Raw genomic sequence first — 22,266 nt, forward strand, 5'->3', positions numbered from 1 at the left:
GCGGTCCGTCGCGCGCTATGTTCCGGGCCGCCCGCATGAAGTGGTCGCCGATCCTCGCCGCCCTGCTCCTGCTCGTGGCCGCGTGCAAGAGGCCCGCCGAGGAGGCGGTCGCGCTCTCGCCGCAGGCCGCGAAGGGCAAGGCCATGTTCTCCACCCTCTGCGCGGCGTGCCACGCCCCCAGTTCCAAGCTGGTCGGCCCTCCGCTCAGCGAGATAGCAGGGCTCTACAGGGCCGATCCCGCGGGCATCGTCCGCTGGGCCGTGACCCCGGGGCGCAAGCGCGCCGACGTCCCCCCGATGCCCAGCTTCCGCGGCGTCCGGGAGTCGGATCTCGCCGACATCGCGCAGTACATCATCGAGGCCGGCACCGCGGCCGGAAAGCAGGGGCCATGATCTATTCGTTCGTCCTCGTCGCGCACTCGTGGCTGCGCTGGGTCGTCCTGCTGCTCGGGCTCCTGGCGCTCGCGCGGTCGGTCCGTGGCTGGGCTCAGCGGGGGCCGTGGACGGCAGCGGATCGCAAAGTCGGCGCGGCGTTCGTCGGCTCGCTCGACGCCCAGTTCCTCCTCGGCATCCTGCTCTACACCGCGCTCAGCCCGCTCAGGCCCACGTCGCTGGCCGCGCTGAAGGCCGCCATGCCCATCGCGGCGCTGCGCTTCTTCGCCGTCGAGCACATCTTCACCATGATCGTGGCGGTGGCGGTCGCCCACGTCGCCTGGGCCCGGGTGAAGCGAGCCCCGGACCCCACCGCGCAGCACCGGCGCCTGGCGCTCGGCGTCCTCATCACGCTGCTCGTCATCCTCGCCGCCATCCCGTGGCCCTTCATGGAGTACGGTCGCCCGCTCTTCCGGCTGCCCTGAGAGGCCGCCCACCGCGGCCTGCGCGTTCCCGGAGCAGCAGCCCGGGGCGCGCCGGCTTACGGGCTTACGCGACGTCCTCCCGGCTCATCCGGAGCAGCCACAGCGGCGCCAGCGCCTGCGACAGGCTCCGCACCAGCGACGACTCGGCATACCCCATCACGTAGTCCTCGATCTCGATCGGCGCGGTGGCGCCCGGGCGGCGCGGCGGGTCGAACCGGACCCGCCGCACCACCGGGAGGAGCTCGGCCGGGTTCGGCGGGAGCGCTCGCCCGCGCCGCGCCGCCTCGTCGAACGCCGCCTGCAGCTCGAGGTGCTCCCGGACGGCGCCCGCCGGCGAGAGGCCCGGCCGGGCCGGCAGGACGCGCACCCGCACCACCTCGGGGCCGCGCGAGAGCGACGTCCAGACGTGGGCGCCCGTCTCCAGATCGAAGAAGTCCATCACGCACAGGCCCACGACGCTCAGGACGAGGAGCTCGGCCCCGCGCCCGGGGGCGGCGAGCATCGCCTCGAGCCCCGCCGCCCCGCGGCCCTGCTCGACCTCGCGCGCGTGCCCGTCGCCGTCGGACGCGCTGCAGAGGGGCGCGCAGGCCCACCCCTCCACCTCGCCCCCCGCCTCGCCGTAGGCGCGCGCGAGCGCCTCGAAGAGCCCCTCCTCGGGCTCGTCGCGTGCGCTGGCCGGCCTCTCGTCGAAGCGCGCCGCGCGGAGCAGCTCGATGAGGACCGCGTGCTGGCCCGGCTCGTCCACCTTGCGGAGCGCGCGCCGGAGCGCGTGGCCCTCCGCGATGCACTCGAGGACCTCCTGCTTCGCCGGCCGGCGCAGCGGGCCCGGCAGCTGGCGCCGGTGGAACAGGCGCACCCGGGAGCGGCTCCACTCGTCCTCGACCGTCACGTAGCCGAACCGCCGCACCTCCAGGTCGAGGTGCTGCTGCTCGTCGTCGTCGCCGCTCCGCCGCCGGACGAGGTCGATCCGCTCGCGGAACGCCCGGATCGCGCCCCGCATGGCGTCGAGGTTGTAGACCGCCTCCGCGTGCTCGTGCGCCTCGGGCCCCTCCGCCGCGGTCCGGCTGTGCTCCGCGAGGTGGTAGCGGATCCGCTCGGAGAGGCGCGCGAGGTCGTCGCTCCGATCGAGCGCGTCGACGAACTCGAGCAGCGGCGAGAGCTCCGCCGTGAGCGCGCCGAGCGGCCTCGCCATGAGCGGCGCGAGGGCCCACGCCGCGGCCGCGGGCTCGGCCTCCGCGAGCGCCTCGCGGTGCAGCGCAAACGTGGGTGACGCGGGCGACCCGGGTGACGCGAGCGACCCGGGGGGCGCGACGCCGTCGCCGCGCGCGGTCGTGAAGATGCGGATCACCTGCATCGCGGCGGGCGCGCCGCGGGTGAGCGCGTCGCTCAGCAGCGATCCGATCTCGTCCTCGATGAACCGCTTCACCGAGCGGGCGCCGTCCTCGGCAACGAACGCCTCGCGCGCGATCCGCTCGGCCACGCCGGCGCCCCGGCGCACGAAGGCGCTCCGCTCGGCGAGCCCGCGCCGGGCGAGCAGCCGGTCGAGCTCCTTCTCGGCCACCCGCACCGCCACCTCAGGCGTCAGCGGCCGGAACGGCACGACGCGATCGATCCGGTTGAACAGCTCCGGCGGGAAGAAGTCGCGCACCGCCCGCGCGACCTCCTGGGCCGACTCCTCCGCGATCGCGAGCGCCCGCGCCTCCGACAGCCCCGCGCCGCCGAAGCCCACCAGCGCGCGCGACCGCGCGCCCAGGTTGGACGTCATCACCACGACCGCGTGGTGGAAGTGCGCGGGCCTCGCCGCCGCGTCCGTGAGCCGCCCGTCCTCGAAGAGCTGGAGCAAGAGGCCGTGCACCGACGGGTGCGCCTTCTCGATCTCGTCGAGCAGCACCAGCGAGAACGGCTGCTCCCGCACCCGCTGCGTCAGGAGCCCGTCGGGCGCGTAGCGATCGCCGACGAGCCGCGCCGGCGCGTCCGGGCCGCTCTGCTCGCTCATGTCGAAGCGGAGCAGGCGCGACGCGCTGCCGTAGATGAGCTCCGCCATGCACCTGGCGAGCTCGGTCTTGCCGGTCCCCGTCGGCCCTGTGAACAGGTACACGCCGTATGGGCGCCGCGGATCCACGAGGCCCGCCTTGATGCGCGCCACGAGGTCCGCGGCGGCGCGCACGGCCTCCGGCTGGCCGATCACCCGCCGGCCGAGCTCCTCCTCCAGCGCGCCGGCGTCGAGCGGCTCGTCACCGCCCAGGAGGAGCGGCGGTACGCCGGTCTTCTGCGACAGGAGCCGCAGCACGTCCTGCGAGCCGACAGGGCGCGGCGCGTGGCCGCGCGCCGGCCCCGGCTCCCCGGAGGGCGACGGCGTCACGCCCGCGCGGACGACCTCGCGCAGGAGGTCGACGGCCTTGCCCGGCAGCGCCTGCGCCGAGAGGAGCGAGCCGCCGAGATCGAGGATCGTCCGCAGCACGTACGGGCTCACGCGGGCGGCGTGGCGCTGCTCGAGCGCGCGGACCTCCCGCACCATGAGGCGGAACGTCTCGGAGGGCGTCGCCTCGGGGAGGAAGAGCGGCGTGAACAGGGCCGCGAACGACGGGGACTCCTGCTCGAGGAGGCGGAACGCCTCGGGGGAGCACTCGCCGACCATCACGATCTCGCGGCGGGAGAGCGGGCCGCGGAAGAAATCGGCGAGCGAGCGCTCGCTCTCGCGCGACCTGCCGATCCGGCCGAAGTGGTGGAGGTCGTCGATCACGAGGATCGCGCCGCGGCTGCGCGCGTCGTCGACGAGCTCGACGCACCGCTTCTCCCAGTCGCCGAGGTGGCTCATCCCGGCGATGAGCCTGCGGCCGCTCACGGCGAAGACGTCGCGGACGCGGTCGAGGTTCTTGTGCGCGCCGTACCCGTCGGCCGCGAGGAGATCGAGCACCGCCCGGTGGATCAAGGTCGTCTTGCCGCACCCCGGCGGGCCGACGACGACGACCGGCTGCGCCCTGCCCGCGCCGAGCAGCAGCGCGAGCTGCTCGCGCTGCGGCGATCGCGGCACGCCCGCGTCGAGGTTGCCCTGGGCCGCGCGCTGCGTGAGGCTCACGCCGAGGCTCGGCAGGACCTTGAGGCCCCGGCGCTTCTTCCAGCGGAACGCCGGATCGGCGCCGGTGTCGTCGTCGCCCGGTCGATCCGGCAGATCGGCGAGCGCCGAGCGCGGGGCGCACGAGAACGACAGCGCCGTGATGCGCTCCTTGCCCCGGCTCCAGAGCCGCGCGATCTCGTCGTCGTCGAGCGCGGCCCACGCGACCTGGAACAGCGCGCGGAGCTGCTCGTCCAGCGGGAGATCCTCGCGGATCGGCGCGGCCTCGCCCTGGCGGGCGGGGTGGTAGGCGAAGACGATGCGCTCCTGCTCCGAGGCCCAGCGCGGCTCGAGCACGACGGGGCAGAGCCCGCTCACCTTGCGCCGGTCGGCGGCGCCGGAGAGCGTGAGCTCGAGGCGCACCTTCTCGAGCCGGATGCCGCGGGGAAACTCGAAGCGCGCGATCTCGGCCGCGCGCGCCTTCTCGAAGACGGGCCTGAGCTCGTCGGTGAGCAGGCGCCGGACGCGCTCCGAGTGCCGCCCCTCCCGCGAGCGCGTGCTCGGGCCGAGGCCGAGCGTCACGCACTCGACGTTCGTGGTCCGCCGTTCGAAGAGCGGGATCGTGAAGTGCACGGCCTCAGGGTAGTGGCTACGCCAGGTCAGGCGTCGTGCAAATCATCCAGCGCCGCGCCGTCCCCGCCTGCGCTGAAGTACTCGCTCCGATCCAGCCCGCTCCCCTCGTCCTCGAACAGGAGCAGGTGCGTCAGCGCGACCTCGTCGAGCCGCTCCCAGTACCAGGCCGGATCCATCGCGATCCGCGCCCTGCGCCCCGCGATCAGCGCCGCGCCCTCGACCTCGTCGAGCTCGCGCGCGGCCGCCCCGCGCCGCCGCGCCGCGGCCGAGCCGGCGGGCGGCGGGGCGAGCGACCTGTGCTCCCACTGGTCCTCGGCGATGTCGGCCGCGTGCGCGACGAAGTGCACGAACACGTGCAGCCGGCCGTCGTCTGAAGCCTCGCCCGCGTCCCGCTTGCGCGCGACCACCCGGTGGAGCCCCCGCTCCAGCGAGAGGAACGCCCCGGCGTACGCGCCGGTGCAGCGGAGGAGCACGCTCCGGAACCCGCGCTTCGGCTTGTCGAGCGCCTCCAGCACGTCGCCCGGCGCGCGCGGCGGGCCCCACCGCCGGCTCGCGGGCCACGCGCCGTCGCCGGGCCCGGCCCGGTCGCCGTCGATGTGCAGCGTCGCGCCCCACCCGCGCCGCGGGAGCTGCCTGAGGAGCGGCGCGAGCCACCGCTCGAACGCCCCCGCGTCGAGCTCCTCCAGGATCAGCGTGATCGCGTCGCGCCGCGACTCGGTCGCGACGAGCGCGCGGGGCAGCACCTTGCGCACGCCGTCCCACGCCGCGCGCGCCTCGCCCGCGAGCCCGCGCACCTCCTCGCCCTCGAGCAGCGCCATCAGGGCGAGCTCTTCGACGCCGTGCATCTCCTCCTGCGCGCGCTCGAGCTGCCCCCAGAGCTCGCTCAGCCGGTGGTGCTCCGCCTGCAGCGCCGCGGCGTCGATCTCCTTCCGCCGATCGCGCGACGGCCCGCTCGCGAGGCTCAGCTGCGTCAGCAGGAAGTCGATCTGCTCCTTGAGCTGCTCGAGCGGCCCGAGGCCCATCCACCGGTCCACCTCGCGCCGGAGCTCGCCGAGCTGCTCGACGCCGAACGCCTGCTGCGCCGCCTTCGCCGCGCGCCGCCGCCGCGCCACGAGGCGGAGCGCGGGCGTCTCGGCGCGGGCCACGACGGCGCCGTCGGCGGGCGCCGCCGCGTCAGGCTCGCCCGCCTCGGCCACCCACACCGTGAGGTCCCGCGCGTGGCCCCCGAGCTTCGCGAGCAGCCGCGCGAGCGGCGCCGCGAGGTGCTCCTCGACGTGCCGGCGCAGCGCCCGCGCCCCGTACGCCGGCGCGTGGCCGTCCTCGGCGAGCCGCGCGAGCGCCCGCTCCGACACCTCGAGCGCGACGCCCGCCTCGGACAGCCCGCGGCGCTGGGCGAGGCGCTGCGCCGTGAGGCGCGCGACCTCGGCGAGCTCCGCGCGGGTCAGCGCCCGGAACGGCACGACGCGATCGATGCGGTTCACGAACTCCTGCCGGAACGCGCCCGCGACGACGCGCTGGTAGTGCGCCTCGTCCAGCGCGGCCTGCTCCTCCGGCCGCTCCGCGCCCCGCTCGCCGGCGAACCCGGCCCGCGCGCGCCGCTCCGCCGCGCCGAGGTTCGAGGTCATGATCACGATCGCGTTGTGGAAGTATGCCGTCCTGCCGCGCGCGTCGGAAAGGCGCCCCTCGCCGAGCACCTGCAGCAGGAGATCGAACACGGCCCGGTGGGCCTTCTCGATCTCGTCGAGCAGGAGCACGCAGAACGGCTGCTCGCGCACGCGCTGCGTGAGCAGCCCGCCCGCGCCGTCGGTCCCGCGGATCAGGCGATCGGCCGCGCCCTCGCTCGAGAACTCGCTCATGTCGAACCGCGAGAGCCGATCGGGCGAGCCGAAGAGCAGCCCGGCGAGCGCGCGGGCCAGCTCGGTCTTGCCGACGCCCGTCGGCCCCACGAAGAGGAACGCCGCGAGCGGCTTGTCCGGCGGCGAGAGCCCCGCCTTCACCACGGCGATCGTCTCGGCGAGCGCGCGCACCGCGCGCTCCTGCCCGACCACGCTCGCGCCGAGGTCGCGCGCCACGCGGTCGACGCGGAGCGGGAGATCGTCGCGCAGCAGGAACGCCGGCATCCCCGTGCGCATCGAGAACAGCTCGTAGAGGTCGCCCCGCCCGAGCGTGACCGGCTCCCCCTGCGCTGTCCGCTCCCGCTCGTGCACGGCGCGCAGGTCCTCGTAGAGGCGGACCGCCTTGCCGGGAAACGCGCTGTACGGCAGGTAGCGCTCCGCGAGATCGACGAGCGCCGTCAGCGCGTCGGCCGCGACCGCGGGGCGGTGCGGCTCGACGCGGCCGTCGCGCTCGGCGCGCGCGCCGAGCGCCTTCCGGGTATCGGCGGCCGAGAGCGGATCGATCCGGATGCGGCTCAGGCCCGCGAAGAACGCCCAGTGCCGCCCCTCGAGCGCGTCGAGCCGGTCGTCCCGGAGCTCGCACAGGACGCGCACCCGCCCCTCGTCGAGGTACGGCCGCATCGCGCCGGCCAGATCCACGTGCCCCCCGTCGACGCGCTCGGCCAGGAGGTCGTCGAGGTTCTCGAAGTAGAGCACCGCGTCGAGCGCGGCGGCGGCCTCCATCACGCCGTGGATGCGCTCCTGCCACTGCCCGAGCCCGCTCATGCCCGCGATGAGCTGCGCGCCCGACGTCGCGTAGACGAGCCGCGTCTGGCGGGCGACGTACGCCAGCGCGAGCGCGGTCTTCCCGGCGTGCTCCGGGCCCACGAGCAGCACGCCGAGGCGCTCCTCGCCGTCGAGCAGCGCCGTGAGGCGCGCGAGCTCCGCGTCGCGGCAGGCGAGCGGCGGCGCCGCGTGCGGGCTCCGCTGCGCCGCCACGTGGAGCGGCGTCGCCACCGCGACGAGCGTCTCCACCGCCTTCTTCCGCCGCGCGCGCTCCACGATCGAGGCGCCGCGCGGCCCGTGCCCGCCCGCGCGCTCGGGCTCGGGCAGCCGCGTATGGAGCACCTCCAGGCGGTGCGCGCTCCCGGGCAGGAGCCCCAGGTGCTCCCACGTCGACAGGACCTGCGACGCGAGCAGCCGGCGCACCTCGTGCCGGATCGCCGCCTCGATCGGCTCGCCCGCCTCCACGTAGAACGCGTGCCCGAGGCTCGGCACGAGCACCCACGCGTCGCTAGCGGTGCGCTCCGCCGCCGCGTCCCCCTGCCCGCGCCCGCTCAGCTCGCTGGCCGGCACGACGACGCAGGGGAAGCTCACCGGCACCTCGTTCCGCAGCTTGCGCGGCAGATCGTCGCGCGGGACGGGGACGCTCACGGAGAGGAGGCCCGTCCCTTGCGGGAACGAGAGCCGGGAGACCGCCTCGGGCCGGGCGCGTGCGGCGTGCTCGCGCAGGAAGAGCTGCTGCTCGACGAGGACGTCCTCGTCGCGGCCGAAGCTCGCGACGCCCGGCGCCGCGACGGGGAAGGCGAGGCACGCGCCGTCGAAGCGCTCGCGCACGAAGACGAGCGCCCTCGAGGTGCGCCCCTCGCTCGCGTCGCGAGCCCCTTCCGCGGACGCGCCCGCTCCGTCCTCTGGAGCGGGCGCGGATTGTCCGTCGTCGCTGGAGCTCATGCTCATCCGAGAGGGCGGAGCAGAGCCGATCCGCCCTCCCGGCGCAATCAGGTGAACAGCGTGATCAGCGTGAACAGCTCACGTCGGGTCGGCCTTGGGCGTGGTCGGCCCGCTCTTGGGCAGCTCGGGCTGCTTGATGTAGTCGGTCGGGAGGTCGCCGGTGAGCGACTTGAGGAACGCGACGATCGACTTCACCTCTTCGGGCTTGGCCTCCACGCCGAGCTGGTGCCACGCCATCTTGGTCACGGTCTCGTCGAGCGTCGCGAGCGAGCCGTCGTGGAAGTACGGGAAGGTCTTCTCGACGTTCCTGAGGCTCGGGACGCGGAAGAAGAACTTGTCCTTCTCGTCCTTCGTGGCGTCGAAGCGCCCGTTGTCCTTGAGGCCGGGGTACTCCTTCACGAGGCCGAGCTTCTGGAACGTCGAGCCGCCGACGGCCACGCCCGTGTGGCAGGTCGGGCACCCGAGCGAGATGAACTTGTGGAAGCCGGCCTTCTCCTCGGCGGTAAGGGCCTTGTCGTCGCCGCCCAGGAACTTGTCGAAGCGCGACGGCGTGACCAGGCCGCGCTCGAACGCGCCGATCGCCTTGGCCATGTTGTCGTAGGTGATCGGCTCCTTGTCGTCGGGGAAGGCCGCCTTGAAGAGCTTCACGTAGTCGGGGATCGACTTGAGCGTCGTGATGACCCGCTTCTCGTCCGGCATGGCCATCTCGACCGGGTTCAGGATAGGCCCTTTGGCCTGGTCCTCGAGCGTGGCCGCGCGGCCGTCCCAGAACTGGGCGACGTGGAAGCCCGCGTTGTACGCAGAGGGCGAGTTGCGGCCGCCGAGCTGGCCCTTGTGCCCGGAGGAGAACTGCTTGTTGTCGACGCCGTAGGTCGAGAGGCCATGACACGAGTTGCAGGAGAGCTCTTGGTTCTTCGAGAGGCGCGTCTCGTACCACAGCATCCTTCCCAGGGTCACCTTGTCATCGGTGATCGGGTTCTTGTCGCTCTCGAATTTGGCGGGCAGGACCTTGAAGGACTTGACGTCCTTCGGATCGAAGACGAGCGGCTTCGCGTCGCTTGTCGCCGCGGCGGTCGCGGCCGGCTTCGCCGTGTTCGAGGCCGGGGGGGCCTTGTGCTCGTAATCCGCGGATCGTTCGCAGGCGCCCAGCCCGGCGGCGAGGAAGAGCACACTGATGAGAGATGAGGGCCAACGCATGAGGTCTCCTGGCTCGTGAGGACGCCGTCCACGGTATGAGAGAGCCGCCGTGGACGTCAACGCGCGCCGCGGCCGCGCCGCCTCCGCGCTCGCCGGCCAAGGCGCGGTGCCGGCGGCGGTCGCGGGGGTGCCCCCGGGGTGATGCGTGTTACCGGTCGGCTGCGATTCGTGGTCTCGAGGGTAGCGCAATGGATGTCGAGGTGCCTCCTGCGCGCCTATCTCCTCCGAGGTGCGCTTCTCCGCTTCGCCCGATTTCTCCGAGATGCCGCGGGGCGCGCTCGCGCGGCCTGCGGAGCGTAGCGGGCGGGCTGCAGGAGGGCGGAAGCGTGGGAGCGCGGAAACGCCGGATAACGGAAGCGCGGAAACGCGGAAACGCCGGATGGCGGAAGCGCGGGAGGGCGGAAGCGCGGGACCGTGGGCGACACGAGGCCGGCCGGCGAGGGGCCCCTTGCGCGCCCGGGGGGCGCCGGGCAACCCTTCCGGCCGTGCAATCGCCGATCGACAGCGGGGTCGTGCTCATCACCGGCGCGTCGTCGGGCATCGGCCGCGCGCTGGCGCACGAGATCGCCCATCGCGCCCGGGCGCTCGTGCTTGTCGCGCGCCGCAAGGATCGCCTGGAGGCGCTGCGCGCCGAGCTCGTCGCGGCGCGCCCGGCGCTCGCCGTGCTCGTCTTCGGCTGCGACGTCACCGATCGGGCCGCTGTCGATGCGATGCTGCTCTCCGTCGCGGCCGAGGTCGGGGGGGTCGACGTCCTCGTCAACAACGCCGGCTTCGGCGACCTCGGCGTGTTCGACCTCTCCGCGTGGTCGCGCACCGAGCAGATGATCGCGCTGAACGTGACGAGCCTCGCGTACCTCACGCACCGGCTCGTCGGCCCGATGGTGTCGCGCGGGCGCGGCGCGATCGCCAACGTGAGCTCCGGCTTCGGGATGACGTTCGGGCCCGGGATGGCCTCGTACGTCGGCACGAAGCACTTCGTCACGAGCTTTACCGAAGCGCTCCGCCTCGACCTCGCCGGCACCGGCGTGCGGGTGACGCAGGTCTGTCCGGGGCCCGTGAGGACCGAGTTCAACGAGGTGGCCGGCAACTTCACGGGCCTCGAGCCTCCAGCGCTCCTCTCGATCTCCCCGGAGCGCTGCGCGCGCACGCTGGTCCGCGCGGTGGACCGCGGCCGCGCGCTCGTGGTGCCCGGGGTGGTGGCGTGGCTCGTCATCCATCTCGGCGTCATCTGCCCGCGGTGGGTGCTCCGGCTCGCCTACTGGCCGATCGCGCGCGTGCTGCGGAAGAAGCAGCTCGCGGTGCGCGGCGCTCCGGCGCCGCCGTGAGGCGCCCGCCCCTCGGGCCCGCGATCGGCGGGGCGGCGCGCCGAGGCGCGGACCTGGGCGCCGCGGCGAGAGCTGCGGACCAGAAGAAGGTTCATCTGCGGTCGTGTCCGCCCTCGTGGTAGCGTCTTGCGCCGCTCGTCGAGCCCCTGAGGAGAGGATCACGGATGAAGAAATATCGGTGTCTGGTGTGCGGATTCGTCTATGACCCGGGGGTCGGTGACCCCGACACCGGCATCGCGCCCGGGACCTCGTTCGAGGACCTGCCCGACTCCTGGATGTGCCCGGAGTGCGGCGCGACCAAGGCCGATTTCGAGCCGATCGACGAGTGAGCGATCCGAGCCTCCGCGCCGTCTCGGCGAGCCGAGTCCCAGGCAGCGCGGAGGCGCGATCCGATGAGCTCATCGGCTGCGCGGCCTCCGCGATCCGATGAGCTCATCGGATCGCGCCGCGCGCGGTCCCGGTGGGCGCTCCACCTCATCGACAGCGGATCGGCGTGACGCACGCGGCGGCGTGAGCGCCGGCCGTAGCCACGCGGGCGCTCGCAGCGCAGCGAGGCACAGGGCGACGTCGAGGAGCGCCCCGCAGCGGGCGCTCAGCGCAGCGCGCTGCGATCTGCCCTCCGTGCTGACGGGGACACCTCGGCGCGCGGCCGCCTCGCGCTGGCCCTACGCCTGCGTGAGCTCGCACGCTCTCCGCGGACCGCTTCGCGTGCGAACCCCACGTCCGAGAACGTGCGATGGCGCGAAGGATAAGAAGAACTGCTAAGAAAGAGAATTGAACTGCTTCGAGGGTGGACCTGACAGGGATCGAACCTGCGACCTCTAGAGTGCGATTCTAGCGCTCTCCCAACTGAGCTACAGGCCCTCGCTTTCGAGAGCGCGGACTCTACTCGCCGGGGCGCTGGTGTCAAGCATGGATGGCGGTTTTCTCTCCACCGCCGCTCTATCGTTCGGGGGGACCCTGGGCGCCCCACCAGGTCCCCTTGCTTGCCGTGGTTCCCCTGCTCCCCGCGCCCTAGTTGGCAGGGCTCGGCGGCTCCGCGGGCGCGCCGGGCACCGGCGGAGGCTCGGCCTGTGCGCGCGCCTGGGCCTTCGGGTTCTGGAAGGAGAAGAGCTTCTCGCGCTCCTCCCCGTAGCTCTCCGTGCTGCCCCACTTCGGGTTCCAGTCCTTCACCCAGTACACGTCCCCGGAGACGATCGCGTCCTCGGGCCGGCCCGTGCGGTCCGGGTAGCGGTACATGTACTCCTTCATCGCGTCCCGGTACGAGGTGTTCGCCGGCAGCTTGATGCGGGCGAAGTAGTCGCACCAGATCTGCGTGTACCCGAAGCTCTTCGCGTGCAGGAGGTCGAAGTTCGGCGGCTCGCCGGTGAAGGGGTTGATGTGGCGGCCGTCGACCGTGACCGCGTCCACGACGATCGTCCCGTCGTCCATCACGGGGTTCGGCGAGAACATGAACCAGCCCTGGAGGAACCGGAGCTTCTGCGCGAGGACCCGCGTCGGCTCGGGGTGAGGCACCTTCCAGCGGTTCTTGATGACCCAGAGCTCGACCGCCGCCTGGTTGATCGCGCCGACGAACATCACGAGCACGGCGACCTCGCGCAGCGCCACGAGCACCTTCCGGCCGGCGAGCCGGAGCGGCGCCGGCGGGGGCGCGATCTCCGAGCGCTCCGGGATCCGCGCGCCGAGCGCCCGGCCCAGGCTGCGGCGGTGCGCCGCGGCCATCGCCGCGGTCGCCGCGTCGCGCACGAGCGGCAGGCGGAGCACCCACGCCACGACGGGGCCGAGCGGGATCGCCGAGACGATGTCGGCGAGCGCCGCGGCCCCCTCGGCCGCCTCGCCGCCCGGACGCCGCACCGCGAGCCCGTGGGCCGCGGAGTCCGACGCCTCGAAGGTGAGCAGCCCGAAGCGGTCCATCCGCTTCAGCAAGCGGCAGGCGAGCACGGCGCCCGGCGACCTCGGGTCGAACAGCACCACGCGGGCCCGGTGCACGCGCCGCATCGTGCGCGCGGCGATCTCCCAGTCCTCGCGGCCGATGAGGAGCGTGGAGAAGACGCAGAGCGCCCACGCGAACGGGCCCAGCACGAACGTCGTGCCGAACCCGACGTGGAGCAGGTTCATCATCACGAGCGTGAGCCGCCGCGCCCACACCCTGCCGAGCGGCGACAGCAGGCACACCGGGATGGCCGCCTCGAACGAGATGACCATCCTCGTCATGAACAGGATGAGGAAGTTCGGCGCGTAGTCGCGGACGTCCGCGATGATCGGCGTCACCATCCGGTCGACGTAGAGCACGAAGTGGACAGCGGTCCCGTTCTTCCAGGCGGGGCCGGTCTTGTGCACGACGTTGAAGAAGTAGATCGCCGCGAGCTGGATCAGCAGGACGGGCCCGAGGACGGTCACGTGGGCGTCCGGCTTCCGGGGGTCGTCGAGCGTGGAGCGGTCGTTCAGATCGTCCGCGGTCCGCTCGCGGCTCCGCTTCAGCGACGCGAGGAGCGCGTCGACGGAGAAGCGATCGCCCAGCGGCAGGAAGCACGTCCAGAGCAGCAGCAGGTTGTGGACGACGTAGCCGCCGTTCTCGATGAGCAGGACGCGCCCGTTCATGCTCGTGACGAACACGAGCGAGAGCACCTGCATGAGCTTCGTCTTCCAGCCGATGAGCAGGCAGACGTAGGTGGCGAAGATCACGGCCCAGAGGACCCAGAGCTCCCCCGGCGTGGAGAAGGCGTTGACGAGCGAGAAGTTCCCGCCGCCCTGCGGGCGCCAGAGGTTCACGTGGTTCGGCAGGACGCCGATGTCCGCGAACATGTCGGACCACGCCCAGCTGCGGCGGAACAGGTCGCCGATGAGGAAGAAGCCGAGCAGGATGCGCGTGAAGCCGAGCGTGCGCCGGTCGAACGTGAAGAAGCTGTCCCGGAGGATGTCCCACATCGAGGGCCCGCGCGGCCGGGGAGGCGGCTCCGGCTCCGCGTCGTCTTCCTCGTCGTGCTCGCCCTCCGCGGCGCCATCGTCCTCGGCGACCCCTTCGCGCCGCGCCTCGCGCGCCGCGCCGTCGTCCGCGCGCGCGCCCTCGCTCGCGCCGGAGCCTCTCGCGGCGGCGGCCTCCGGGCCTGCTTCGCGGCTCTCGCCGGGGTCCTCGTTCCGGAGCGCGCCCTCGGGCCCACCCTCGTCGCGATCGTCTTTTGCGTTCATAAGGCGTCGAGATCGATGCTGCGCGAGCGGAGCGCTCGCCGTTCCGATCCCCTACCTACCGCAACCGCGCTGGCGCCGCACGAGGCGACCAGGGGCGCGACGGGCGAGCGCGCCGCGTCACGCCTGTGGGCAGGATCGCGACCGCACGGCGCTCTTGATGTGCGCGGCGCGGGACGGTAACGAGGAGGGCGACGTGCGCCCGATGCCCGAAGCGCCCGAAGCGCTCAACGCGCCCGACGCTGAAGAGCGCCTCGCGCTCGCGAGCTGCGCCTTTGCGGCCGGCTGCATCCTGCTCGCGCCGCGCGAGTGGATCTCGTCGGGGCTCGCGCTCGCGCTCGCGGCGGTGCTCTTCGGGTGGCACCTACGGCGGCGCGCCGGGGCCCCGAAGGGAGGGCCGGCGGCGCTCGCGCAGGGCGCCCGCGGCGCTCAGGGCGCGCCGGGTGAAGAGCCGCGGGCCCCCGCCTGAACGCGCAGCGGAGGGCGGCCGAAGCGGGCGCGCACGCGGTCGGCGACGGCGCGCACCTGCGGCGCCCCGAGCAGCCGCCGCTCCAGGCGCCGCTTGCCGGGGATGTCGAGGAGCATCACGCCGATCACGATCACCAGCACGCCCGGACCGGGGACGCCGGGCAGCGACAGCAGGATCCCGAGCGCGACGGCCATCACGCCGAGCAGGTTCTTTCCGATGCGCGCCGCCACGCGCACCCAGGCCGGGCGCCCTTCCAGGAAGGGCGCCTCTTCCTCCCTCTCAAGGTAGTCCTCGGGCAACCGGACGAGCACGACAGCGGCGAGCGCCATGCCCGCGATGAAGCTGACGAGGCACACGCCCACGCCGATGGCGAACTGCTCGCGGTGCGACTCGACGAACGCGAGCGCTGCTCGGGCGGATTCCGTCATCGACGAGGCGGGCAACATACGGCGGTGAGGCGGGGAGCATACGGCGCGAGGCCGGCTCGGGCGAGTCGGGCGGGCCGCTCAGGGGATGAGCACGGTGCCGATCGAGCCCGGCTCGCTCGCCTCGCGCGCGAGATCGCCCGGCTTGAGCCGCCCCAGGATGTGGATGCGGCGGACCCCTTCGGCGAGCGCGGCGAACGACTCCTCGAGCTTCGGGATCATCCCGCGGGTGACGGCGCCGCTCGCGATGAGGGCGCGCCCTTCGGCGACCGTGAGGCTCGGGATGCGCGAGGCGGGATCGGACACGTCGCGCAGCACGCCCGGCACGTCGCTCACGAGGAAGAGCCCCGCCGCGCCGAGCTCGACGGCGACCCGGTTGGCGACCGTGTCGGCGTTGATGTTGTACGCCTGCCCGTCCGCGCCGGCCCCGAGGCAGGCGAGGACGGGCAAGTAGCCGCCGCTCCCGAGCAGCTCGAGCAGCCCGCGATCGACGCCCGTGATGTCGCCGACGAGGCCGAGGTCCACCGGCTCGGGCCCGGCGCTGGCGTAGACCTGCGGCGGCCGCTTGACCGCCGACAGGGCGGGCCCGCTCGCGCCGTGGAGCCCGACCGGCCTCGCGCCCGCGGCGACGAGCGCGGCGCACAGGTCGACGTTGAGCTTGCCGGCGACGACCATCTTCATGACGTCGAGCGTGTCCGCGTCGGTGACCCGCTGACCGGCGACCTGCCGGACGGGGATGCCGAGGCGCTCCTGCAGCCGGGTCGCCTGCGCGCCGCCGCCATGGACGACGATCGCGCGCGTGCCCGCGCGGGTGAGCGCCGCGAGGTCGCTGGAGAGGATGGCGAGGGCAGGGCCGCCGACGACCTCACCGCCGAGCTTGATGACGAGCGGGCCTGTCGCCGTGGTCACGGGTGCCTCCGCGCTGCTCTGGGACATTTCATGAGGGGCACACGTACCACTTCTGAAACGGCCAGGGCAGAGGTCGCCCGCGCTCGCGCGCGGCGGGGTGGCGGGGTAGCGGGGGGCGGGTGAGCGCCCACGCCGCGCGCGGGGCGGGTGGCAGCGCGAGCGGGCGCCGGCGACCTCGCGCGGGGCGGCGCTCGGCCCTCCGCGGCTTCCGTGGCATGCTTGCGCGGTGATCCAGGCCCTCCGACAGGCGCTGTCCAGCCGCGTGGAGCCGATGCTCGCGCTCCTCGAGCGGCTGGTGAACCTCAACTCGTTCACGGACAATCCACGCGGCGGTGACGCCGTGGGCGAGGTCCTTGCCAACGAGCTCTCGACGATCCCCGGCCTGTGCGTGCGGCGGTTCGCGAGCGCGCGCTACGCCGCGCACTGGGTGGCGGAGAGCGAGGCGGCCAAGGCGTCCCCGGCGGGGCACGTCGCCGTCGTCGGGCACCTCGACACGGTGTTCCCCCCGGGGGTCTTCGAGGGCTTCCGCCTGGACGGGGAGCTCGCGCGCGGGCCCGGCGTGCTCGACATGAAGGGCGGGCTCGTGGTGGCGATCGAGGCGCTCAGGGCGCTCGAGCGGATCGGCGCGCTGCCTGCGATCCCGGTGCGGTTCGCGATCGTGGCGGACGAGGAGGTCGGGTCGCCCGAGGGGCGGCCGCTGCTGCAGCGCGAGCTCGCGGGCGCCGCGTGCGCGCTCGTGCTCGAGGCGGGGCGCGAGGGGGACCGGATCATCACCGCGCGCAAGGGCACGGGGGGCGCGACGGTGAGGGCCTTGGGCAAGGCCGCGCACGCCGGCAACGCGCACCGGCAGGGCGCGAACGCCATCTGGGCGCTCGCGCGCTTCATCGACCGGGCGCAGCAGCTCACCGACTACGGGCGGGGGGTGACCGTCAACGTCGGCAAGGTGAGCGGAGGGCAGGGCAGGAACACGGTGCCCGACGCGGCGGAGGCGCAGGTCGACTTCCGCTTCGTGAGCCGCGCGGACGGCGAGGCGATCCTGGCGGCGCTCGCCGCGGCGGCGCGCGAGGCGGCGGCCGAGGTGCCCGGCACCGCCGCGCAGGTCGACGGCGAGATCGCGCGCTCGCCGCTCGTGCGGACCGACGCGAGCGAGGCGCTCTACCGTGAGTACGCGGCCTGCGCGCGGGCGGCGGGGCTCGGCGACGCCGAGGCGCCCCTGCTCGGCGGCGGATCCGACGCCAGCTCGACGGCCGAGATCGGGATCCCGTCCATCGACGGGCTGGGGCCGCGGGGGAGCGGCTTCCACACGAAGGACGAGCTGGTCGAGGTGGGCACGCTGGTCCCCAAGGCGGAGGCGCTGGCGGCGTTCCTGCTGGGCCGGCGCGCCTGAGGGGCTGACGGGCGGCGCGCGCGACTCCGACGCTCGCCTGCCGCGGGCTGCCACGTGCGACCCCATTGGATCACCTGGGCGGCTGCCTCGGGCCGCGCCTGTAAGGGATCCCCTTGCTGCGATGACCCGAACCCGCGAGAATGTATTTATGACAAGTGGGGCTGCTTACACATTGACGGGGGTCATCCACGAATCCACGGCGACGACGGTCTACCGGGGAGTTCGAGAGAGCGACCGCTCGCCGGTGGCGATCAAGCGGCTCAAGAGCGAGCGCCCGCTGCCGGTCGAGATCGCGAAGCTCAAGTACGAATACGCCATCGCCCGAGACCTCGCGCTGCCGGGCGTCGTGAGGGTCTATGGGATCGAGAAGGTGGGGAGCAGCCTCGCGCTCATCATGGAGGACGCGGGCGAGCGCCCGCTCAACGAGATCATCGGCGCGAGCAAGCTGAAGCTCGAGGACGCGCTCCGTATCGCGATCTCGATCGCCGACGTCCTGGAGTCGATCCATCGGAGGGGCGTCACTCACATGGACGTCAAGCCGCACAACATCCTCGTCGACGCGGAGACGTTGCAGGCCAAGCTGACGGATTTCGGCAGCGCGACGCGCCTATCGCAGGAAGCCCACAAAGCGAACCGCTTCGCGTCCTTCGAGGGGACTCTGGCCTACATGTCGCCGGAGCAGAGCGGGCGGCTGAACGTCGTCATCGATCGCCGCACGGACCTCTACTCCCTGGGCGTCACCCTGTACGAGATGGTGACGGGCGTCCTCCCCTTCCGGACGACGGACCTCATGGACCTCGTTCACAGCCACATCGCGCGGACCCCGCCGGCGCCGCACGCCGTGTCGCCCGCGGTGCCGAGCGCCGTCTCCGACATCGTGATGAAGCTGCTCGCCAAGAGCCCCGACGACAGGTACCAGAGCGCCCACGGGCTCAAGGTCGACCTGGAAGAGTGCTCGTCGCAGCTCTCCTCGAAGGGGAAGATCGAGCCGTTCCCCGCCGGCCGATACGACTACGTCGATGAGCTGCGGGCGCCTCAGAAGCTCTACGGCCGGGAGACCGAGGTCGCGCTCCTCTCCGACGCCTGGGGCCGCACGAGGCAGGGCGGCAGCGAGTCCGTCCTGGTCTCCGGCTACTCCGGGATCGGCAAGTCGGTCCTCGTGAACGAGCTCCAGAAGAGCGTCGTTCGCGAGAGAGGGTATTTCGCGACCGGCAAGTTCGACCAGCTCAACCGGACCACCCCGTACGCGGCCGTCGCGCACGTCTACCAGGAGCTCCTCCGCAACATCATGGCGGAGCCCGCCGAGGCGCTGGCGCAGTGGAAGAGCAGGCTGGGGGAGGCGGTCGGCTCGAACGGGCAGCTCCTCGTCGACCTGATACCGGAGCTCGAGCTCCTCATCGGCCCTCAACCGGCCGTCCAGGCGCTCGGCCCCACGGAGTCCCAGGCGCGGTTTCAGCTGACGCTCCACAACTTCTGCCGCGCCTTCCCCTCCAAGGATCGCCCCCTGGTCCTCTTCTTCGATGACCTACAGTGGGCGGACGCGGCGTCGCTCAAGTTCCTTCAGACCATCGCGGCCGAAGCGCGCATCGCCTACATGCTCATGATCGGCGCGTACCGCGACAACGAGGTCGACGCGAGCCACCTGTTCTCCGTGGTCCTCGGGGAGCTCCGCACGAAGGCGGCGGGGGTGAGCGAGCTTTCGCTCAAGCCGCTCGCCTTCTCCGACGTGAACCAGCTCGTCGCCGACACGTTGAGCTGCGATCCTCACCGCGCGGAGCCCCTCGCGAGGCTCATCTTCGACAAGACCCGGGGCAACCCGTTCTTCATGAGCCAGCTCATGAAGAGCCTGCACGCAGAGAAGCTCCTCTCGTTCGACCCCACCCGCTTCTCGTGGACATGGGACGTCGATCGCATCCACGAGGCGAAGGCCTCGGAGAACGTGATCGAGCTCATGGTGGGCAAGATGCGCCGGCTGCCCGAGCGCGCCCAGCGTGTCCTCTCCCTCGCGGCGTGCGTCGGCCACCAGTTCGATCTGACGACGCTGGCGATCGTCACGAGGCGGTCGCGCCAGGAAGCGGCCCGCGAGCTCTGGGGCGTGCTCCGCGAGGGGTTCATCCTCCCCGTGGACGCGGAGTCCAGGTTCTTCGATATCGCCATGGACGGTGAGCTCGCCGTCGCCGAGGACGGCTCCGGCGAGGAGCTCAACGTCTCTTACAGGTTCTTGCACGATCGCGTGCAGCAGGCCGCCTACGCGCTCATGGACGACGCGGACAAGCAGGCGGCGCACCTCCAGATCGGGCGGCTGATGCTGGAGGACAGCAGGCGAGATCAGTCCGAGGCCGAGCTGTTCGACATCGTGGGCCACATGAACAGGGGCGTCGCCCTGATCACGGACGAGCGCGAGAAGCGGACGCTCTCGGGGCTGAACCTCGACGCAGGCAAGCGGGCGAAGATGGGGGCCGCCTATGACGCCGCGGTCCATTACCTCGAGATCGGGACATCGCTGCTCGATCAGGAGAGCTGGAAGCGCGAGTACGAGCTCACGTTCGGGCTCCACGCCGAGCTCGCGGAGTGCAGGTGTCTGAACGGCAGCTTCGAGGCGGCCGAGCCGCTGCTCGACGTCCTGTCGGCCCAGGCGAAGAGCACGCTGGATCGCGCGAACATCTGCGTCCTGCGCATGACCTTCTACGTGATGACCGGCCAGATCGGCAAGGTGATCAGCCAGGCGCTGGAGGCGCTCGGCCTCTTCGGGATCGACATCCCCGAGGGCGTTGAGGAGCGCGACGCGATGCTGCGCAAAGAGCTCGCCGCGATGCGCGCGGGCCTGGAGGGGCGCGAGATCGCCGAGCTCATCGACCTTCCGCCGGCCGCCAGCGCGGAGACGCAGAAGATCCTGAGCCTCCTGGGCGAGCTGGCGACGCCGGCGAACGCCGTGGATCCCACCCTCGCGCTGCTCGCGGTGGTCAAGCAGATCAACCTGTCGATGAAGCACGGGAACTCGGCCATGTCCGCCGTGGGGTACGTCACGTACGGCAGCATGCTGGTGAACGACCTACCCCAGCTCCGAGGCAATCCGCGGCGGCACGAGGAGGGATACGCGTTCGCGAAGCTAGGGATCGAGCTCAACGAGAAGTTCAACGACATCCGCCTCACCTGCAAGCTCCTGATCTACTTCGCGGCGATACTCCATTTCTTCGAGCACCTCACGGTGGCGATCGACTATTTCGGGCGCGCCCGCGAGGCCGGGCTGGCGAGCGGCGACCCGGTCTTCTCGTCTTTTTGCTGCATGCATATCGCGGCGGCGAAGCTGAACCTCGGCGACGAGCTGGACGCGCTCGCGGAAGAGATCGAGCAGAACCTCGCGCTCGTGCGGCGGATCGGCGATCTGACCACGATCCACACGCTGATCTGCGCGAAGCAGGTGGTCGCGAACCTCACGGGCCGAACCGAAGGGGGGCACTCCCTGAGCGGCGGCTCGTTCGACGAGGCCGAGTTCACGAGGTCGATCGAGCGGCCGGAGTTCGGCTATGTGGCCAGCTGGTACAGCGCCTTCAAGCTTCAGCTGAGCTACCTTCACGGGGACTACGAGGCCGCGCGCTCGTTCCTGGCCGCGGCCGAGCGGCAGGGCGCGGGGTGGTCGAGCCACGCCTGGGCGACGGAGATCGTGTTCTTCGGCTGCTTGACGCTCGCGGCGTCGTGCGACGCGGCGCCGGACGGCGAGCGGGCGCAGCACATGGAGGCGCTCGCGACGCTCGAGGCGAAGCTGCGCCGGTGGGCGGAGCTGAGCCCGTCCAACTACGCCCACAAGAGCACCCTCGTGGCGGGCGAGGTGGCGCGCCTCTCGGGGCGGACGCGGGACGCGATGATGCTTTACGAGAAGGCGATCGACGGGGCGAGGGCGAACCGGTTCGTGCGCGACGAGGCGATCGCGAACGAGCTCGCGGCGAAGCTGTACGAGGCCGAGGGGCTGCTCCGGAGCGCTCGAGCCTTCATGACGGACGCGTACCACGCGTACCTCTTGTGGGGCGCGACAGCCAAGGTGGAGAGCCTGGCGCGGGTCGCGCCCCACCTCGTGCCTCCCGACGGAGGGCTCCTCGGGCCGCGCAGCGTGACCGCGTCGTCATCGCGCTCCAGCCGGGCCCAGACCACGTCGACGACGCGGCTCAGCACGAGCATCCTCGACGTGGAAGCGGTCATCCGGGCAGCGCAGGCGCTCGCGGGCGAGGTCGTCCTGGAGAGCGTCGTGAGCCGGCTGATGGAGATCGTCATCAAGAACTCCGGCGCGCAGAAGGGCGCCCTCATCCTCGATCGCGAGCAGCACCTGCTCGTCGAGGCGGTCGTCACGGCGGAGCCGAGCTCGCTCCGCGCAGGCCTGGCCATCCCGCTCGAGGGGAGCGACGACGTGCCGGTCTCCATCGTGCAGTACGTCGCGAGGACGAGGGAGCCCGTGATCCTGGCGGACGCGACGCAGGAGCCCCGGTTCGCGGGCGACCCGTACGTCGCCGCGTGCGCCCCGAGGTCGATCCTGTGCCTGCCCATGGTCCACCAGGGCCGGACCAAGGGGATCATCTACCTGGAGAACCGGCTCGCCCCGAGCACCTTCAAGCCGGCGCGGCAGGAGCTCGTCAGGCTCCTCTTGTCCCAGGCCGGGACGGCCGTGGAGAACGCGCTGCTCTACGAGCACCTGGAGCACCGCACGGCGGCGCTCCAGGAGGCCGAGCAGCGGCTCGGGGTCGAGTTCGCCGGGCGAGAGCGGAGCGAGCGGGAGCGCCTGTCGCTGCAGGAAGAGATCATCCGGGTGCAGAACGATCGGCTCGCGGAGCTGTCCACCCCCCTCATCCCGATCACCGACCGGATCATGGTCATGCCGCTGATCGGGATGATGGACCGCGCGCGGGCCCAGCAGGCGCTCAGCACCGCGCTGCACGGGGTCGAATCGAACGGCGCCGAGGTCGTGATCATCGACATCACCGGCGTGAAGCTCGTCGACACCGACGTCGCGAGCACGCTGATGTCCACCGCGAAGGCCCTCCGGATGCTCGGGGCGCAGGCGGTGCTCACCGGCATCCGCCCCGAGGTCGCGACGACCCTCACGGGCCTGCAGATCGAGTTCAAGGAGATCGTGACGCGGGGGACGCTCCAGAGCGGCATCGCGTACGCGCTGCAGAGGACGGGGAGGCCCGACGCCCTCGCGAAGAGCGCTGCGCGCTGAGCGCAGC

At 72.6% G+C, this 22,266-nt stretch carries 13 protein-coding genes and 1 tRNA gene; 7 read left to right on the forward strand and 7 right to left on the reverse strand.

All coding sequences use genetic code 11. The features are described from left to right. Positions 1 to 35: 35 nt before the first annotated feature. Positions 36 to 392 (forward strand): c-type cytochrome, encoded by a 357-nt coding sequence (locus WMF19_RS01885; protein ID WP_272097445.1) that lies wholly within the window; start codon positions 36 to 38, stop codon positions 390 to 392. Further along, on the forward strand, positions 389 to 856 hold the full coding sequence (locus WMF19_RS01890; protein WP_437897511.1) for a hypothetical protein: 468 nt from the start codon (positions 389 to 391) through the stop codon (positions 854 to 856). Before WMF19_RS01885 ends, WMF19_RS01890 begins: the two co-directional genes overlap by 4 nt. 64 nt (positions 857 to 920) lie before the next feature. Here the strand turns inward: WMF19_RS01890 and WMF19_RS01895 are convergent, their stop codons facing one another. From WMF19_RS01895 to WMF19_RS01905, 3 genes are all read right to left on the reverse strand, one after another. Further along, positions 921 to 4,544 (reverse strand): AAA family ATPase, encoded by a 3,624-nt coding sequence (locus WMF19_RS01895; RefSeq protein ID WP_437897512.1) that lies wholly within the window; start codon positions 4,542 to 4,544, stop codon positions 921 to 923. A gap of 26 nt (positions 4,545 to 4,570) precedes the next feature. Continuing rightward, positions 4,571 to 8,149 (reverse strand): AAA family ATPase, encoded by a 3,579-nt coding sequence (locus tag WMF19_RS01900; protein ID WP_437897513.1) that lies wholly within the window; start codon positions 8,147 to 8,149, stop codon positions 4,571 to 4,573. 78 nt (positions 8,150 to 8,227) lie between these two features. Then, the gene (locus WMF19_RS01905) at positions 8,228 to 9,346 is read right to left on the reverse strand and encodes a cytochrome-c peroxidase (RefSeq protein ID WP_437327207.1); all 1,119 of its coding nucleotides are present in this window, start codon (positions 9,344 to 9,346) and stop codon (positions 8,228 to 8,230) included. Positions 9,347 to 9,831: 485 nt separating this feature from the next. Here WMF19_RS01905 and WMF19_RS01910 point away from each other — a divergent pair, with 485 nt between their 5' ends. Together WMF19_RS01910 and rd are read left to right on the forward strand one after the other, a co-directional pair. Then, on the forward strand, positions 9,832 to 10,671 hold the full coding sequence (locus WMF19_RS01910; protein ID WP_437897514.1) for an SDR family NAD(P)-dependent oxidoreductase: 840 nt from the start codon (positions 9,832 to 9,834) through the stop codon (positions 10,669 to 10,671). A 164-nt stretch (positions 10,672 to 10,835) separates the two neighbouring features. Beyond that, a complete protein-coding gene (rd, locus tag WMF19_RS01915) occupies positions 10,836 to 11,000 on the forward strand; it encodes a rubredoxin (protein WP_012232973.1) in 165 nt (54 codons plus the stop codon). A 462-nt stretch (positions 11,001 to 11,462) separates the two neighbouring features. Here rd and WMF19_RS01920 read toward each other — a convergent pair. Both WMF19_RS01920 and WMF19_RS01925 read right to left on the reverse strand, forming a co-directional pair. Next, positions 11,463 to 11,535: transfer RNA gene (locus WMF19_RS01920), tRNA-Ala, on the reverse strand. A gap of 150 nt (positions 11,536 to 11,685) precedes the next feature. Next, positions 11,686 to 13,860, reverse strand: a complete 2,175-nt coding sequence (locus WMF19_RS01925; protein ID WP_437897515.1) for a hypothetical protein — start codon at positions 13,858 to 13,860, stop codon at positions 11,686 to 11,688. Between the two features lie 193 nt (positions 13,861 to 14,053). On the opposite strand from WMF19_RS01925, the gene WMF19_RS01930 reads away from it, so the two are divergent. Further along, on the forward strand, positions 14,054 to 14,326 hold the full coding sequence (locus WMF19_RS01930) for a hypothetical protein (protein ID WP_437897516.1): 273 nt from the start codon (positions 14,054 to 14,056) through the stop codon (positions 14,324 to 14,326). On the opposite strand, the gene WMF19_RS01935 is transcribed toward WMF19_RS01930, so the two are convergent. Continuing rightward, positions 14,287 to 14,754 carry a hypothetical protein gene (locus tag WMF19_RS01935; protein ID WP_437897517.1) on the reverse strand — a complete coding sequence of 156 codons (468 nt, stop codon included), beginning with the start codon at positions 14,752 to 14,754 and terminating at the stop codon, positions 14,287 to 14,289. The genes WMF19_RS01930 and WMF19_RS01935 overlap by 40 nt on opposite strands. A gap of 78 nt (positions 14,755 to 14,832) precedes the next feature. After that, the gene (gene argB, locus WMF19_RS01940) at positions 14,833 to 15,687 is read right to left on the reverse strand and encodes an acetylglutamate kinase (RefSeq protein ID WP_272097455.1); all 855 of its coding nucleotides are present in this window, start codon (positions 15,685 to 15,687) and stop codon (positions 14,833 to 14,835) included. Between the two features lie 199 nt (positions 15,688 to 15,886). Between argB and WMF19_RS01945 the strand changes: the two genes are divergently transcribed. Then, positions 15,887 to 17,047, forward strand: coding sequence for a M20/M25/M40 family metallo-hydrolase (locus tag WMF19_RS01945; RefSeq protein WP_437897518.1), 1,161 nt, complete (start codon positions 15,887 to 15,889; stop codon positions 17,045 to 17,047). Positions 17,048 to 17,195: 148 nt separating this feature from the next. After that, positions 17,196 to 22,259, forward strand: a complete 5,064-nt coding sequence (locus WMF19_RS01950; RefSeq protein WP_437897519.1) for a protein kinase domain-containing protein — start codon at positions 17,196 to 17,198, stop codon at positions 22,257 to 22,259. Positions 22,260 to 22,266 lie beyond the last annotated feature (7 nt).

Source organism: Sorangium sp. So ce124, from assembly GCF_051525235.1.
GTDB lineage: Bacteria > Myxococcota_A > Polyangia > Polyangiales > Polyangiaceae > Sorangium > Sorangium atrum.

Bases quoted from the DNA above. Each gene is read 5' to 3' on its own strand.
- WMF19_RS01905 (WP_437327207.1), bottom strand. From the start codon at position 9,346: ATGCGTTGGCCCTCATCTCTCATCAGTGTGCTCTTCCTCGCCGCCGGG.
- argB (WP_272097455.1), bottom strand. From the start codon at position 15,687: ATGTCCCAGAGCAGCGCGGAGGCACCCGTGACCACGGCGACAGGCCCG.
- WMF19_RS01885 (WP_272097445.1), top strand. From the start codon at position 36: ATGAAGTGGTCGCCGATCCTCGCCGCCCTGCTCCTGCTCGTGGCCGCG.
- rd (WP_012232973.1), top strand. From the start codon at position 10,836: ATGAAGAAATATCGGTGTCTGGTGTGCGGATTCGTCTATGACCCGGGG.
- WMF19_RS01950 (WP_437897519.1), top strand. From the start codon at position 17,196: ATGACAAGTGGGGCTGCTTACACATTGACGGGGGTCATCCACGAATCC.
- WMF19_RS01935 (WP_437897517.1), bottom strand. From the start codon at position 14,754: ATGACGGAATCCGCCCGAGCAGCGCTCGCGTTCGTCGAGTCGCACCGC.
- WMF19_RS01925 (WP_437897515.1), bottom strand. From the start codon at position 13,860: ATGAACGCAAAAGACGATCGCGACGAGGGTGGGCCCGAGGGCGCGCTC.
- WMF19_RS01890 (WP_437897511.1), top strand. From the start codon at position 389: ATGATCTATTCGTTCGTCCTCGTCGCGCACTCGTGGCTGCGCTGGGTC.
- WMF19_RS01900 (WP_437897513.1), bottom strand. From the start codon at position 8,149: ATGAGCTCCAGCGACGACGGACAATCCGCGCCCGCTCCAGAGGACGGA.